Origin of the sequence: Microcystis aeruginosa NIES-843 (assembly GCF_000010625.1) — a bacterium.
GTDB classification, from domain to species: domain Bacteria; phylum Cyanobacteriota; class Cyanobacteriia; order Cyanobacteriales; family Microcystaceae; genus Microcystis; species Microcystis aeruginosa.
In genome coordinates, this window is the sequence record NC_010296.1 from 1,148,263 (window position 1) to 1,164,306 (window position 16,044).

General features: G+C 44.8%; 11 protein-coding genes. 4 read left to right on the forward strand and 7 right to left on the reverse strand.

Features of this window, described 5'->3' with window-relative positions; genetic code table 11:
• Positions 1-103: 103 nt before the first annotated feature.
• Complete coding sequence (gene pds, locus MAE_RS05725) at positions 104-1,534, reverse strand: 15-cis-phytoene desaturase (RefSeq protein ID WP_002795539.1); 1,431 nt, start codon at positions 1,532-1,534, stop codon at positions 104-106.
• Between the two features lie 294 nt (positions 1,535-1,828).
• Here pds and MAE_RS05730 point away from each other — a divergent pair, with 294 nt between their 5' ends.
• Complete coding sequence (locus MAE_RS05730) at positions 1,829-4,609, forward strand: cation-translocating P-type ATPase (RefSeq protein ID WP_012264728.1); 2,781 nt, start codon at positions 1,829-1,831, stop codon at positions 4,607-4,609.
• A 4-nt stretch (positions 4,610-4,613) separates the two neighbouring features.
• On the forward strand, positions 4,614-6,413 hold the full coding sequence (locus tag MAE_RS05735; protein ID WP_012264729.1) for an SLC13 family permease: 1,800 nt from the start codon (positions 4,614-4,616) through the stop codon (positions 6,411-6,413).
• Positions 6,414-6,467: 54 nt separating this feature from the next.
• Here the strand turns inward: MAE_RS05735 and MAE_RS05740 are convergent, their stop codons facing one another.
• The 3 genes from MAE_RS05740 to MAE_RS05750 all read right to left on the reverse strand — a co-directional run bounded on the left by MAE_RS05740 (position 6,468) and on the right by MAE_RS05750 (position 8,926).
• On the reverse strand, positions 6,468-7,004 hold the full coding sequence (locus tag MAE_RS05740; RefSeq protein ID WP_012264730.1) for a tetratricopeptide repeat protein: 537 nt from the start codon (positions 7,002-7,004) through the stop codon (positions 6,468-6,470).
• A 210-nt stretch (positions 7,005-7,214) separates the two neighbouring features.
• Positions 7,215-7,997, reverse strand: coding sequence for a transporter substrate-binding domain-containing protein (locus MAE_RS05745; protein ID WP_012264731.1), 783 nt, complete (start codon positions 7,995-7,997; stop codon positions 7,215-7,217).
• A complete protein-coding gene (locus MAE_RS05750; RefSeq protein WP_012264732.1) occupies positions 7,994-8,926 on the reverse strand; it encodes a GGDEF domain-containing response regulator in 933 nt (310 codons plus the stop codon). Before MAE_RS05750 ends, MAE_RS05745 begins: the two co-directional genes overlap by 4 nt.
• A gap of 333 nt (positions 8,927-9,259) precedes the next feature.
• Between MAE_RS05750 and MAE_RS05755 the strand changes: the two genes are divergently transcribed.
• Positions 9,260-12,187: a DEAD/DEAH box helicase gene (locus MAE_RS05755; RefSeq protein WP_012264733.1), complete on the forward strand. Its 2,928-nt coding sequence runs from the start codon at positions 9,260-9,262 to the stop codon at positions 12,185-12,187.
• Between the two features lie 14 nt (positions 12,188-12,201).
• On the opposite strand, the gene MAE_RS05760 is transcribed toward MAE_RS05755, so the two are convergent.
• Entirely contained in the window at positions 12,202-13,155 is a 954-nt protein-coding gene (locus MAE_RS05760) for a tetratricopeptide repeat protein (RefSeq protein ID WP_041803861.1), read from the reverse strand.
• A 317-nt stretch (positions 13,156-13,472) separates the two neighbouring features.
• Here MAE_RS05760 and MAE_RS05765 point away from each other — a divergent pair, with 317 nt between their 5' ends.
• Positions 13,473-13,982, forward strand: a complete 510-nt coding sequence (locus tag MAE_RS05765) for a YceD family protein (RefSeq protein WP_002795530.1) — start codon at positions 13,473-13,475, stop codon at positions 13,980-13,982.
• Positions 13,983-14,043: 61 nt separating this feature from the next.
• On the opposite strand, the gene MAE_RS05770 is transcribed toward MAE_RS05765, so the two are convergent.
• Positions 14,044-15,006, reverse strand: a complete 963-nt coding sequence (locus MAE_RS05770; protein ID WP_012264735.1) for a glycosyltransferase family 9 protein — start codon at positions 15,004-15,006, stop codon at positions 14,044-14,046.
• A 126-nt stretch (positions 15,007-15,132) separates the two neighbouring features.
• Positions 15,133-15,735, reverse strand: coding sequence for a M23 family metallopeptidase (locus tag MAE_RS05775; protein ID WP_012264736.1), 603 nt, complete (start codon positions 15,733-15,735; stop codon positions 15,133-15,135).
• Positions 15,736-16,044 lie beyond the last annotated feature (309 nt).

Here is a 16,044-nt window from a genome sequence, read left to right on the forward strand (position 1 = left end):
TGCTGGGGCGGAATGATTGACTTAGATTAACGGCGAACTGTGGCTAATGATATAGCATTGTCTCACTCAAGGCCATTTTCGTCATTAGTCCCTAGCCAGAGAATTAACGAGCGCTGGACACTGGTGTAGATTGGGTTTTATTCAGGTTTAGCGGTGCTGCGGGGTGATCTTTGCTGATCACTGCTGCCGCTAATTTCCCCGATAAAACCGCTCCTTCCATGCTTCCTAAATATTTTTGCATGGTATAGTCACCGGCGAGATAAAAATTCTCGATCGGAGTTTTTTGAGAAGGTCGATAAGCTTGTCGGCCAGGGGTGGCTTTATAAACTGATCGGGGAGTTTTCACCAGATGATATTTTAACAATTGACTGGGATTATCGCCAGTAAAATGTTGGGGAAAGAGTTTTTCTAGTTCTTTCATCGTGGCGGCGATAATTTCTTCATCGGATTTGCTAATCCAATCCTGAGCGGGAGCGAGAACTAATTCTAACATCGAGCGATCGGGGTTAGCGTATTCTTTACAGGTGTTGCTCATGTCAGCATAAACACTGAGTAAGGGCGAACGGGAGAATAATAAATGATCGATGTCGGTTAGTTTGCGATCAAACCAGAGGTGTAAATTAATGACGGGAACCCCTTCTAATCCTTCTAATTTTTGAAAGAATTTATCTTCTTGCCAAGGTTTAGGTAGTAAAACTTTTAAAGGATCTACAGGCATTGCAGACACATAAAGATCGGCTTCAAAAAGATAATCTTCCCCACCGTCTAAACCGCGCATTAAGAAGGCTTTAACTGTGCCATCTTCATTTAAGATAATCTCTTTTAAAGGGGCATTCAAGCGCACTTCTCCACCTCTAGCGGTGATGTAATCGACTAAAGGTTGGCAGAGTCTTTCCGGGGGTGAACCGTCGAGAAAAGCCATTTTTGAGCCGTTTTTCTCCTGTAAAAAGCGGTTGAGGGCTGTTAGTAGAATCGTGGCGGAAATCTCGTTAGGATCGATAAAGTTTAGGGCTTTCGACATAGCGATAAACACTTCTTTTTCTACCCTAGGGGGGATGTTTTGTTTCTCTAACCATTCCGACCAAGAATATTTATCCATCTCCTCGACGTAACTTTGGCCTTTAACAATGGCAGGAATTAAACCGAGTCCAAATTTAATTTTTTCCTCCCAAGTTAACATATCATTATTGCGAAGAATGGCAACAATACCGTTAATTGGGGCGGGAATATCTGGGAAGTCAAACCGCGAATAGGTCCCCGGTTTTTCTGGCTGATTGAAGATCATCGAGTGTTCTTTCCACTGTAAACGATCTTCTATGCCTAATTCTTGGAATAATTGCAGCATATTGGGATAAGCGCCAAAGAAGATATGTAAACCGGTTTCGTACCAGTCCCCATCGGCATCTTTCCAAGCGGCAATTTTTCCCCCTAATACATCGCGACGTTCCAGTACGATGGGCGTATGTCCCGCATCGACAAGGTATTTCGCACAAGATAATCCGGCTAGTCCCGCACCAGCGATCGCAACTCGCATCGTTTCCTATCTACTCTCTAATGTCTTGTCTTTATCACATTCGCTATTATACTTCACATTTCGTTACATTTTTTTCAGCTTATCGAGAAGTCAGGGGGCAGGAGGCGGCTTTGTTCTCCCCACACCCCACTTCCTTGATAACTGCTGACTGCTTACTGGTCACTGATAACTGATAACTGGTCACTGATAACTGATAACTGGTCACTGATAACTGATAACTGATATTGTGATATGTAATTAGCTTAATTCGCTTACCTTTTTAGTTCACGCGTACACCCTCTTCAATCGATCGCTATGACTTTTCCCACTACGTCACCTCAAGTCTCGGAAATAGAGAATAATCGTGCTTGGCATAATTTAACTGGGGAACAAACCCTAGAAATACTGAGAACCAATGGGGAAACTGGCTTAATCGAGGCGGAAATTGTTAAAAGAAAGGATTTTTTCGGATTAAATGAACTAAAAGAAACGGGGGGACGTAGCCCGTTAATGATTTTATGGGAACAGTTTACTAACATTATGTTAGTGATGCTGATCGCCGTGGCGGTGGTTTCGGCAGTTTTGGACCTGAAAAAAGGGGAATTTCCCAAAGACGCGATCGCTATTTTTACAATTGTTATTTTAAACGGTATTTTAGGATATTTACAGGAAAGTCGGGCAGAAAAGGCATTAGCAGCCCTTAAGCAGTTATCCTCGCCCAAAGTTAGAGTTATTCGTAATGGTAGCACCTTTGAAGTGACGGCCAAGGAACTTGTCCCCGGGGATATCATGTTACTGGAAGCGGGGGTACAAATTGCCGCCGATGGCAGATTATTAGAAGCACAAAACCTGCAAATTCGCGAAGCTGCCCTCACGGGGGAAGCGGAATCGGTGAATAAACAAGCACAGAAGGTTTTACCAGAAGATGCCTCTTTGGGCGATCGCATTAACCTCGTCTATCAGGGTACAGAAGTAGTACAGGGACGGGGGAAAGTGGCGATTACCAAGACGGGAATGGACACGGAAATCGGTAAAATCGCCGCCATGTTACAAGGAGTAGAAAGTGAACCCACACCCCTACAGCAGCGAATGTCGCAGTTAGGTAACGTTTTAGTGAGTAGTTCCCTAGCTTTAGTGGCTGTAGTCGTGCTTGGTGGCGTAATTCGCTTTGGTTGGCAGTTTTTTGAATCATTCCTCGAAACTTCCCTCAGTATGGCTGTGGCCGTTGTTCCCGAAGGTTTACCGGCAGTGGTAACGGTGACTTTGGCAATTGGAACCCAAAGAATGGTGAGAAGACAAGCTTTAATCCGTAAATTGCCGGCAGTGGAAACCTTAGGCTCGGTAACGACGATTTGCTCCGATAAAACCGGAACTTTAACTCAAAATAAAATGGTGGTGCAGAAAGTTAATACTTCCGAGCAGACAATTACTGTCACGGGGGAAGGTTACGCGCCCATCGGTGAGTTTAATGGTGCTAGTGAAAGTGATCCCGAACTACAGGCAATTTTAACGGCTTGTGTGCTGTGTAATGATGCACTTTTGCAAAATAAAGCTCAAGAATGGTCAATTTTAGGCGATCCCACCGAAGGAGCTTTACTGACGTTAGCGGGTAAAGGAGGACTATATCGGGAAGCATTGGCACCACAAAGCCCTCGTTTAGGCGAATTTCCCTTTTCTTCCGAAAGAAAGAGAATGTCAGTAATCTGTGAGAATGCCCAGTTAGGTTTGGGGGATTCTGCCTATTTAATGTTTACCAAAGGATCACCGGAATTAATTCTCGAACGTTGTTCTCTGATCCAAGTTGGGGCGGAAAGTCAACCCTTAACACCTGAACAAAGAAGCCGTATTTTGGCACAAAATGACGAAATGGCGGGTAATGGCCTACGAGTTTTAGGTTTTTCCTATAAACCGATGACAGAAGTGCCAGAAGCGGAAAGAGAAGATAGTGAGGAACAATCCCTGGTTTGGTTGGGATTGGTGGGAATGCTCGATGCACCCCGCAAAGAAGTTAAAGAAGCGGTTGCCCTCTGTCGTCAAGCGGGAATTCGTCCGATTATGATTACCGGAGATCACCAATTAACGGCCAAGGCGATCGCCATTGAATTAGGCATTGCTGCCCCCGGGGAGCGAGTAATCACGGGTAAAGAATTAGAAAAAATGTCTCAGAATGACCTAGAGGGAGAGGTAGATGGTGTTAGCGTCTATGCTCGCGTTTCTCCCGAACATAAGCTGAGAATCGTCCAAGCTTTGCAAAAACGGGGCAAATTCGTCGCCATGACGGGGGACGGGGTGAACGATGCTCCGGCACTAAAACAAGCGGATATCGGTATCGCCATGGGGATTACGGGAACCGATGTCAGCAAAGAAGCCAGTGATATGATTTTGCTAGATGATAATTTTGCCACCATCGTCGCCGCCACCGAAGAAGGGCGCGTGGTTTACAGTAACATTCGGCGCTTTATTAAATACATTCTCGGCAGTAATATTGGCGAGGTTTTAACGATTGCAGCGGCTCCTCTGCTCGGTTTAGGCGGTGTACCCCTTTCTCCCTTGCAAATCCTCTGGATGAACCTTGTCACCGACGGTTTACCGGCTCTTGCTCTGGCAATGGAACCCGCCGAACCTAATGTGATGAAACGTCCACCTTTTAGCCCCCGGGAAAGCATTTTCGCCCGCGGTTTGGGTTGGTATATGATTCGCATCGGCATCGTCTTTGCCATTCTCACCATTATTATGATGTACTGGGCTTACCGATATACTCAAGCAACTCCCGAAATCGGAGATCCCGGACGTTGGAAAACCATGGTATTTACTACCCTCTGTTTAGCACAAATGGGTCATGCTTTGGCGGTGCGTTCCCATACCCAGTTAGCTGTGCAAATGAATCCCTTCTCTAATCCTTACATTATTGCTGCCGTGGGCTTGACAACGATCCTACAATTGTTGTTAATTTATGCTCCTCCCCTACAAAGCTTCTTCGGTACTCAATGGATTAGTGGCACAGAATTATTAATCTGTTTTGGATTTAGTGCCTTAATGTTTGTTTGGATTGAGTTGGAGAAGTTATTTATTCGCTGGTTCATGACGAAAAAATAAATCAATGCCAACACCAATTATTCTGACTTTAACGGTTTTAGTCGTTGCTTTAGTCGCTTTCGTGGCAGAATGGCTACCGGTAGATTTAACCGCTTTATGCGTGGCTATTGTCCTCATTCTTTTGGGTTTAGTTACTCCCGAAGAAGGTATCGCCGGATTTAGTAATTCTGCCACGGTGACGGTGATGGCGATGTTTGTGCTTAGTGCTGGAATTACCCGCACGGGAGTGATTCAAGTAATTCGCGATCGCTTGCTGGTTTGGGGGGGCAAAAATCCCCACCAACAGGTATTTGTCTTAGGGGCATTAGTGGGGCCGATTAGTGCTTTTATTAATAACACGGCAGTGGTGGCGATCTTTTTACCTATCGTTGAAGATTGGTGTAAAAAACAAAAAATTTCCCCTTCTAAGTTATTAATTCCCCTTTCCTACGCCACGGTTTTAGCGGGGATGATTACCGTGGTAGGAACTTCTACTAACATTCTCGCTAGTGGTATTTCTGCCAAGCTGGGTTATGGGGAATTTAGCTTATTTCAATTCACTGCTTTAGGATTAGTAACTTTTTTGGCAGGTTTGATTTATTTAACAATTTTTGCCCCGAAATTACTACCCGATCGCAAATCTTCCACCGGGGAATTTTTAGAGGATGATTATGGTTCTAAAGTATATCTGAGTGAGGTAATTATTACCCCTCGTTCTAATCTTATCGGTCAAACTTTATCCCAAAGTGGACTACAAAGAAAGTTTAATTTTGATGTGTTGGAATTAATCAGAAATAAGGTACATTTACCCCAACCTTTAGCTGATAAAGTTCTCAATGCTGGCGACATTTTAATCGTTCACAGTAGTCGAGAAGAACTATTAAAAATTAAAGATGAACGAGGCTTAGAAATCTTTGCCGATGTCAAATTTCAGAAAGGAGATATTGAATCGACAATTACTACAGGTGAGGAAAAATTAGCCGAGGTTTTGCTTCTCTCTAATTCCCGTTTAATTGGGACAACTTTAAAAGATTTGAAATTCCGTCAGCGTTATAACGCAACGGTTTTAGCGATTCGGCGTGGTTCAGAATTACTGCAAGGAAGATTAGGGAAAATTCCTTTAAAGTTTGGCGATTTGCTCTTGGTTCAGGGACCAAAACAGAGTTTTATTGGTTTACAAACCACGCGAGAATTATTAGTCTTAGAAGAAAAAGAGATCGAATCATTGCGACAGGATAAAGGCATTATTGCTTTAATGATTACTTTGTTGGTGATTATTATTGCTGCTTTTGATATTCAACCGATTCTCGTCACCAGTTTAGTTGGGGTGGTTTTAATGGTAATTACTGGCTGTCTAAAACCGGGGGAAGTCTATGGTTCCATTCGTTGGGATATTATCTTTTTATTAGCGGGTTTAATTCCCCTGGGTACTGCCATGGATAACTCGGGAACGACTAAATGGTTGGCAGATAATTTAGTGGCTATCGGCGGCAATCTTTCGGGGTTTTGGATCTTAGTTTTTTTCTATCTAATTACTTCAGTTTTAACCGAAATCCTCTCTAATAACGCCGCCGTGGTTTTAATGATTCCCGTCGCCGTGGAAGTGGCGAAAACTTTGGGTTTAAATCCTTTGGCTTTTATGTATGCTGTCACCTTTGCTGCTTCTAATAGTTATCTAACACCAATTGGCTATCAAACTAACACCATGGTTTATGCACCTGGCGGCTATAAATTCCTCGATTTTACCCGTTTGGGTGCGCCCCTAAATTTAATTTTGACGATTTTAACCCCTAGTTTAATTGTCTTGTTTTATGGCTTGAAATAAAGAAAGAGATCGAAGAATCTTCGCTCTCTAAAAAGAATTTGATAGTAGTCAAAACTATTTCGATTCAGCGAAGCGTTTACGCAGGGATTCGGCTCGCTTTTTCGCCACGGTGTTATTAGGATCAAATTTGAGAGTTTCTTCGTAGGTTTCGAGAGCTTTTTTAGCCATTTGTTTCTTTTCGTAAACATTGCCAAGATTATTGAGAGCGATCGAGTATTGAGGATAAAGTTTAATGGCTTCTTTGTAGTTACGAATCGCTAATTCTAATTGTTCTTGAGCAAAATAGGAAAAACCGATCGCATTGTAGATTAGGGCTTGATTTTCTGGTTCGATGCTTTCTTCCTCAGAGATTTTTAAAGCCTTTTGTAGTAAACTCAATGCTTGAACATAGAGTTTTTTATCGAGATAAAGACTCCCTAATTCATAGTATTCTTTAGCTGTACCTTTTTCTTTTTGCAATTTCTTTTGTAGCTTGTTAAAGGTTCCTTCCACTCGGCGGGTTTTAAAGATTTGCACGATGACAAAAATTCCTAAACCAATCACGAAAATTAGCAATCCAGAAACGTAAATAAGCGGCAGGGTATCTTCCATAATTAGCGATCGAGCAATTAATATTTTTATACTTATTCACTCAGATTATAGCAGGATTTAGTCAGTTATCAGTTGTCAGTTATCAGTTGTCAGTTATCAGCTTTTTTCTCCCCACACCCCACACCCCACACCCCACACCCCACACCCCACACCCCACACCCCACACCCCACACCCTACACCCCACACCCCACACCCCACACCCCATCACCCTATCTCCCCATTTCCCGAATTCTCAGGGGTAAGCCCCAATAGTTCACCCGTTCTACTAACCAGCCGGTGGATTCTAGCCGCTCGATCGCTTGATTGACGCGTTCTCGGAGACTTTGGTACTGTAAACCTTTAGGGAGAACGACTCCTAGAGCGATCGCACCCAACTGGATCGGTAATTGACGATAATTGGGGAATTGCTGCACCCAACCAGTTAAAAGGCTATTATCAGCCGCAAAAGCGTCTATTTCCCCCGTTTCCAGTAAATTTAAAGCTTCTTGATAGGAAGCAACCCCGCGCAGGGTAGCCTTAGGTAAATGGGAACGCACAAGGGCGATTGTCGTCGAGCCGTTGAGTACGGCGATTCTAGAGTTAGCTAGGTCTTCTAAACGCTGAAATAGCAGGTTTTTCGTCACAAAACCGCTGCTATCGAGGTAATAAAAGGGGCTAAAATCCACTAAGCGCTGACGTGCGGGAGTAATCGCCACACGAGCGATCGCAAAATCTACTCGATCATCAATAACCACCTGTAAACGTTCTTGATTACTAACGGGTTTGAGAATAATAGCAGTATCAGAACCGAGAATTTCTTCAGCTAGACGTTTAGCGATGTCGATTTCCAATCCTTGCAGATTGCCCTGAGAATCAAGGAAAGCGAGGGGAGGGAGATTATTTTTGACAGCGACAATTAATTTTCCCCGGCGTATAATCGTATCGAGATCGGCGCTAAAACTTGGGGCTACACCTAAGAGCAAAAAACCAAGAATAAATAACAAATTTTTCATACTGTTTTACCTAAACTAACTCGATTTCTACCTTGATTTTTAGCGGCGAACATGGCATGATCAGCCCGCTCGATCACCTCTTCCAGATTATTATCTTGAGGGCTAAATGTTGCCACACCGATACTAGCAGTAACTCGCACTTTTTGTTGAGCAAGTTCAATATTTAACTTGTTAATTACTTGACAAATGCGCTGGGCTGTGGTAGCAGCATCTTCAAGATTAGTTTCTGGGAGAATAGCGACAAATTCCTCGCCCCCAAAGCGCCCAAAACTATCCACTTGACGCAGACAGGTTTTAATTGCCCCAGCGACAGTAATTAAAGTTTTGTTTCCCAGGGTATGACCAAAGGTATCGTTAATATGTTTAAAATGGTCGATATCGATGAATAGAACCGAAAAATAACGATGATAACGACGACATCGTTGAAATTCTTTCTCACCTAAGTAGAGAATCTCTCGACGATTATTTACCCCAGTTAGGCTATCAGTTCTGACTAGCTTTTCTAGTTGAGAATTGATATTTTTCAGTTCTTCTTGAGTCTTTTTTAGTTCTAGATGAATTTTAACTCTGGCTAACAGTTCCCAACTATGAAATGGTTTATTTACATAGTCCACAGCCCCAGAATTAAAAGCATTGATAATATCTTCTTTTTCCTTACTATCTGTCACAAAGATAATTGGTATATGAGCGTATAAAGTGTCAGTTTTTAGTCTTCGACAAAGTTCTATTCCCCCCATATCTGGCATCATTAAGTCAAGAAGAATTAGGTCAGGATTAGCAGTTTTTACTCGTTCTATTGCCTGTTTAACACTACTAGCAAAACTGGTGGCATAACCAGCAGAATCAAGAATCTCCACAGCTAATTGGAGATTTTTGCCCACATCATCAACAACTAAAACTAGACAGTCTTCAGTAGAAAATTTAATCATCATCAGTCAGTATAAGTAATCAAGTTAAGGAGAAAATAGAGATACAATTATTAGTGATAAGCTGTTCGTAATTTAAATTGCTTGTTGAGACGAGGCAAGAGGCAAGAGTCAACAGTAAAGGGATTGGGAGAGATTCGGCTAATCTAAGAATAAGCGGTTTAAATACCTCTTAGCTTACAGCATTTCTGATAAAAATGAAGTATGATGGGATTGGGCATCACCCCCAAAGGTTAAGCTTGTCCCTAGTTTCTAGAAGTACGCCTTTTTCGACTAGAATCAAAAAAGCCAGCCAGAATAGCCACAATTAAAAAAATTTCTCCTCTTAGACTTGACGTGAAAGAGTCCCTTAACCCTACTTCTTTGAATCTCAAAACCATTTTTCCCTTTAAACTCGACGACTTCCAGCACTCGGCGATCGCCGCTCTTGCTGCCGGTAAATCAGTGGTCGTCTGCGCTCCCACGGGTTCCGGCAAAACTTTAATCGGAGAATACGCTATCTATCGCGCCCTAGAAAGGGGCAAACGGGTTTTCTACACCACTCCCCTGAAAGCTCTTTCTAACCAAAAATTCCGGGATTTTCAAGAAAAATTCGGTCGCACCCCCACCGATGGCGATGAGGATTCCCCGCTGCTCTTTGCCGAAGTGGGATTGATTACCGGCGATGTGGTGATCAATCCTTCAGCATTAATTGTAGTCATGACTACAGAAATTTTTCGCAATATGCTGTATAAGACCCCGATCGGTCAGGTAGGCACTTCCCTAGAAAACGTGGAAACCCTGGTTCTCGATGAATGTCACTATATCAGCGATCGAGGTCGCGGCACCGTTTGGGAAGAATCAATTATCTACTGTCCCCCTAGTATCCAATTAGTGGCCCTCTCCGCCACCATTGGCAACCCGGGGGAACTCACCGACTGGATTAACTGGGTGCGGCAACTGCCCCAACCCGGCGACAATCAGCAGACCTCCAGCTGCGAGCTAATTAACTCCGATTTTCGCCCCGTCCCCCTGCGCTTTTATTTCGCCAATAAAGAGGGATTATTCCCGCTGCTCGACCCAAAACAGAGCAAAGTTAACCCGAAACTACGCTCAAAAGTCGGCCACGGCAAACCCCGACGCTTAAAACGAGAAGATTGTCCCACCATCGCCTCCATTGTCACCACTCTGCGGGACAAGGATATGCTCCCGGCTATTTACGTCATTTTCAGCCGCAAAGGTTGCGATCAGGCGATTCGAGAGCTAAAAAACCTCAATCTCGTTAATCCAGAAGAAGCTAGAGCCATTTACTACCGTTTACTCATTTTCTTCCTGGAAGATAATCCCAATCTGCAAGAACTGACCATTTCCTTCTTTGCCGTCGAAAATCCGCCCCTACACCAGAAATTACTGGCTTTTTTCGCTAATAACCCCCAGTCTGACGAGCAACTCCTCAGCCTCTTAACCGCCGACCCCGAGACGAAAAATCAACTATTTGAATTCCTGGCCAGTGCTTCCCAATTGGTGCGCGCCGACCAAGTGGAACCCCTCACCCGGGGCTGTGGTGTTCACCATGCCGGGATTTTACCCCTCTGGAAAGAATTAGTCGAACAACTCTTTGAAGCCGGTTTAATTAAGGTGGTTTTTGCCACCGCTACCCTCTCGGCCGGGATTAATATGCCCGCCCGCACCACCGTTATCTCGGCCCTCTCCAAACGCACCGATGATGGCCATAGTATGCTGACTCCCTCGGAATTTGTCCAGATTGCCGGCCGGGCGGGTCGCCGGGGAATGGACGCGGTGGGCCATGTGGTGACAGTACAAACGCCCTTTGAAGGGGCAAAAGAAGCGGCTTTTCTGGCCACCGCCCAACCGGAACCCCTGCAAAGCTGTTTTGCGCCCAGTTACGGCATGGTCTTAAATCTCCTGCAAAAACACAGTCTAGAGGAGGCCAAAGACCTCTTAGAGCGCAGTTTCGCCGAATATCTCGCTCGTTTGAAGTTAAGCCCCGAACGACAACAGATTACCGCCTTAACCACCGAATTAGCTAAGTTGGATATGGAGTTAGCCGGTATCGAGCGGGAGCAGGTCTTCAGTTACGAAAAGCTACGGGAAAGACTGCGGGAAGAAGAAAGACTGTATAAAATCATCGCTAGTCAGTCAGAGGCCCAGAAAAGACAGGAAATACATCTAAAATTGCCGAATATTCCCGTCGGAATCATCCTCCATCTCAAGGGCAAACATATTAAGGTCCCCGTCCCCGTCCCCGCTATCTTTGTCAATACCCTGCACGGCGCTGGTCAAGTGCGAACTCTTGTTTGTTTAGGCAGTGATAATCGCTGGTATTTAGCCGCCTATGCCGATATTAGCGAGATCGATCGAGGTTTTCTCGCTCCCGCGGAATTAGGCGAACTGATCCCCCCTTCCCTAGCAGCAGTTTCCCTAGGGGGGTGGCGCAAGGGTGAGGAAAATACTCAGGCGATCGCCGATTTCATCCCCCAACAAGTGCAGGGCATCCCACCGGTGGTGGAACTGGAAACACAGGCACAAAAAATTGAAATTATCAATAGTCAAATTGCCGCTCATCCCCTGCAAAAACGCAAAAATCCGGGGCGATTGATGAAATTATACTACGATCGAGAGATTGCTCGCGATAAGTTACACAAGACCCAGATTAAATACCAAAAACAACAATCGCGTAAATCCTACTACTGGGAAGAATTTCTGAATCTAATCGAGATTTTGCGAGAATTCCAAGCATTAGAGGGTTATTTGCCCACTCCCCTCGGAGAAGCGGCGGCCACTATTCGCGGGGAAAATGAACTCTGGTTAGGATTAGCGATGATGTCCGGAGATTTGGACAGATTGACTCCTAGCCAACTAGCCGCCGCCATCAGCGCCATGATTACGGAACCCCCTCGCCCCGATACTTGGTGCAATTACCCGCCTGTGCCAGAAGTTATCGATATTTTGCGGCAAGGAGAGGGAAATTCCCCCGGTCTGCGAGAAGTTCGCCGTTTACTCTATCAAGCTCAATCTCGCTACGATATCACTATTCCCGTCTGGTTAGAAACCCAACTGATGGGGATTGCCTCCCGTTGGGCCCAGGGGACATCTTGGCCGGAATTGTGCGAAAATACCAGTCTCGATGAGGGAGATCTAGTGCGATTATTACGGCGCACCGTCGATGTTCTCTGGCAAATTCCCCAAATTCCCCGGGTTTCTCCAGTCCTTAAAGATAATGCCCGTCTCGCCGTCACAGCCATGAAGCGCTTTCCTTTATAATATTGATCGCTCTTTTAAACAATGGGAGATGGTAAGGAAAGTAACTGTTGGTGAATCTGCTCGATGAGGGCGAGGATTTGCTGATAATTGTGGTGCAATCCCTGTTGATAGAGGTGATTGGCTCCTTGATTTAAATCCGCTAAAGCTGATTGATAATAACCCAATTGATGCCGCAGTAATCCCCTTCTAATATAAGCATCGGCATAAAAAGGATCGATGGCAATCGCCTGATTTAAATGAGCGATCGAGCGGTCGTATTCACCTAATTGGTGAGCGGTACAAGCTAGATTATAGTAGGCTGAAGCGTTATTTTTATTTAACCGGAGAGCTTGATTAAAATCCGCTTTGGCTGAGGTAAAATTGTGGAGGGCTAAATGAGATAAACCTCGATCATTATAAATAGTGGCTAAAGTGTCGGGTTGCCAGTTAGTAATTTGACGCAAGGATTGATTAAAATCAGCTAGGGCAAGGGGATAATTTTTCATGGCTGCCTGAACTAAACCCCGATTATAGTAGGCTTGATAATAGCTGGGTTTTAACCGGATAGTCTGGTTATAATCGGTCAGCGCCTGTGGATAATCTCCCAAACGATAAAAAGCTAAACCCCGATGGAAATGGGCTAGATAATTATCGGATTGCTGTTGTAAAGAGCGGGTGCAGTCCTGCCAAGCGTGGAGATAATCCTGCAAATAAATCTCAGTTAAACAGCGATTACTGTAGGCTAGGGCCAAGTTATTTTCCCGTTCGATCGACTGATTGAAATCCTGCAAAGCTTGCTGATAATTACCTGCCTCTAGTTGTTCAATTCCCGATCGCAACCAGTAGGATAAATGTACTGATTGAGCCGCTTTTCCCTGCCGAGGCCATCCCCCCAGCACAAGCGAGCAGAGCAGTGCAACCATAACCAATCCACCGAGGCGAGGAAGAAAATTTTTCAAAACCGTTGACATAGGAGTATCTTTGTGCATATACTCCCAATTCTGAGGAAACTTTCTCGCTCGATCAACAGACAGCCTGTCAAATACAGGAGACAGGAGATTATTTTTATTTATTTTTCCCACACCCCACACCCCACACCCCACACCCCACACCCCACACCCCACACCCCACACCCCACACCCCACACCCCACACCCCACACCCCACAGTCTAGGACTGGTCTATGTCTCTAGAGGTCAGTCTGCGATAAGCTGATATAAGTAAAGATTGTCACCGAGCAATTATGGTGGCGTTACTCGCTAACGCAGTTGACACCCGATAACCGATAAATGATACAGGAGTTATCTATGGAAACTATTTTTATCCCCCACCTCCTCAAATCTCCTGATCGACAAAGAGTCATCATCATCGATAATTTTATCCCCGGTCTAGAAACCTTGACACCAGTGCGGGGGACCTTGCTGGTTAGACATGGGGGCAATTTTTTGGAAGTATCGGTGAAAGCAGAAACCATCGTCACCTTAACCTGCGATCGCTGTTTACAACAATATAATCATCGTCTGCAATTAAACACTTCCGAATTAATCTGGCTAGACAAAAATAAAGACTACGATCACTCCTATCCTCTAGAGCGAGAAATAGCCTACGAAGACCTCTCGGAAACTCTCGATCCTAACGGGGATTTTGACCCGCAAATGTGGTTATACGAGCAGTTGTGTCTAACTTTACCCCCCCGTCAACTCTGCGGAGCCAATTGTCAACCACCGGATTTTTTTCTTCCGGAAAATACTGCCATCGATGGTCGTTGGGCCTCCCTAGAATCGTTGAAAAGTCAGTTATCTCAATCGCAAAATTGAGCCTTGATGCTGATTTTTTTCGGGTTTCGAGCCAAGAGAAAAGCGATCGAAACCCGATTCTTTACCTGCCCCAAATCTTTTTCAAGACAGTTTCGGGAGTAATATCGGCGACTTTTCCCGTATTAGCTTCAATATATCGATGACGCTCTCCCCCGCTCGGTAAAACTCTCTTAGACAACGAAGGAACCAGCAGAGAGAGGGTATAGGTTCCCACGGCCACGGCTAACTGTAAAGGGACACTTTCGGTAGCTAACAATAAATTGGCACCAGCGATCATGGCCGCCATTTTACCGATATCGGCCGTTCTGGACACTTTTAAGTTATTATCCATGGCTTTGAGCGCTAAAACCCAAGCTTCATCCAGCTCTCCCTCGATCGCTACAATTGGCAAATCTGGTTGTTGATGGCGAATACCTTGGATAATTTCTAGCCAACTCTCTAGGGGATAAAGCGTTTCCAGTCCTTGGCTGATGCTCAGATCGCTACCGCCAGCGTAGAGGAGAATATAGCCGCTATCCTTGATATTGAGGCGTTGCTGCTCCATTTCGGCCCAATCGATATCATCGCGATTCAAGGTTAGTTTTAAAGGTGGACAGGGTGGAGCAATCTTTAACCCTTTGACCAGTGCCTGATAATTATCCGCTAGATAGCCTTCCGTTGGCCGGGGTACTTGTTGCGATAAGAACCAGCTGCCATTATTTTCATAGCCTATACGGTTAGGGACACCATTTAACCAGAGTAAAAGATTGATAGCAGGACGATTGGTGAGACTAATGGCGATTTCGTACTCCCGGTCCCGAATTACTCCCAAAATATTTAAATAATCCGCTAATCCGTACTGATCTCGATAGTCAAATAAAAGCACTTCCTTAACCTGGGGACAGAGACGATAGGCAGCTTTTGCCCTAGGTTCGACCAAAACATCAATGCTGCTTTGGGGGTAAGTTTGCTGGAGGGTTTCTAGAGTGGGAAAAAACAGCAGTTGATTGCTAATTCCTCCCGGTACAAGGGTTAATATTCGCATTTTATCTGGATATACCTGAATCGATCAGCTTAATTTTAGCAGTGTCCCTCGTTATTCACTAAATCTGGGCAGCGATGTTTTTTCTCAACAGAATGCGATCGCAGATTCTCTAATTTCCCCTTCCTCTTAACTATTACCCGAAGGATTAGAACCGTACATAGCATTTAAAACCAAAGCGGGGTCAACGTATTGATTGCCGTACATCAGTCCCCAGTGCAGGTGTGGTCCGGTGGTGCGTCCTGTCATTCCCACTCTAGCCATGCGCGCCCCTGCCGGTATATCCTGACCGAGAGTAAGGACAATTCCTCCTTCCATGTCAATCAAAAAAGTACCGCGGCTATCGGATTGAACCGAACCCATGAGATGACAATAAATATGTGTCCATTGACCGGATTGCATCTTAATCATGGTGCCACAGCCTGTATGATCGGATAATTCGACGATTCTGCCGGCCCACCAATTGCGAATATAACTGCCCAAGGGTGCGGCCAGATCTAACCCGGCATGAAATTGTTGACTGCCATCCATGGGAGAGGAACGATAACCGAAACCAGAGGTATAGGTTTGAAAGTTTTCCACAGGGAAGGAGGCCCCGGCCCAAGCATTTTGAGCTATGAGGGTGGGATTAGCTTTAACGGGGTGTAAACGGTCAAATCCTAGAGAAATTAACGTGACAAGACAGCTAATCGCTAAAAAACGCAGGAATTTAACAGGCAGATATTTGAGCATGAGACTTAACTCCAGACACCAAAATTAAATATACCCCAGTTTCCGCTGCCGCTAATTTTACCGGCGGCTTTTAACCGATATTTTAGTTAAGTTTTGAGTTATTATTGACCATTGGTTAGGGGTTGAGAACATTTCCCCTCAGGCTGCCAATTCCCCGACTCCCCCACTTAATTTTTATTTTTTACTGACTTGTAAGTAGGGAGGCACAATTATTTGTAGGATGGGTTAGCGGTAGCGTAACATGAGCGGGCGTCGGGTTTCATGCTTCAACCCAACCTACGTTCTCCGTTCATCTTATATTTAATTCCA

Bases quoted from the DNA above. Each gene is read 5' to 3' on its own strand.
- MAE_RS05750 (WP_012264732.1), bottom strand. From the start codon at position 8,926: ATGATTAAATTTTCTACTGAAGACTGTCTAGTTTTAGTTGTTGATGAT.
- MAE_RS05775 (WP_012264736.1), bottom strand. From the start codon at position 15,735: ATGCTCAAATATCTGCCTGTTAAATTCCTGCGTTTTTTAGCGATTAGC.
- MAE_RS05745 (WP_012264731.1), bottom strand. From the start codon at position 7,997: ATGAAAAATTTGTTATTTATTCTTGGTTTTTTGCTCTTAGGTGTAGCC.
- MAE_RS05760 (WP_041803861.1), bottom strand. From the start codon at position 13,155: ATGCACAAAGATACTCCTATGTCAACGGTTTTGAAAAATTTTCTTCCT.
- MAE_RS05765 (WP_002795530.1), top strand. From the start codon at position 13,473: ATGGAAACTATTTTTATCCCCCACCTCCTCAAATCTCCTGATCGACAA.
- MAE_RS05740 (WP_012264730.1), bottom strand. From the start codon at position 7,004: ATGGAAGATACCCTGCCGCTTATTTACGTTTCTGGATTGCTAATTTTC.
- MAE_RS05730 (WP_012264728.1), top strand. From the start codon at position 1,829: ATGACTTTTCCCACTACGTCACCTCAAGTCTCGGAAATAGAGAATAAT.
- MAE_RS05770 (WP_012264735.1), bottom strand. From the start codon at position 15,006: ATGCGAATATTAACCCTTGTACCGGGAGGAATTAGCAATCAACTGCTG.
- pds (WP_002795539.1), bottom strand. From the start codon at position 1,534: ATGCGAGTTGCGATCGCTGGTGCGGGACTAGCCGGATTATCTTGTGCG.
- MAE_RS05735 (WP_012264729.1), top strand. From the start codon at position 4,614: ATGCCAACACCAATTATTCTGACTTTAACGGTTTTAGTCGTTGCTTTA.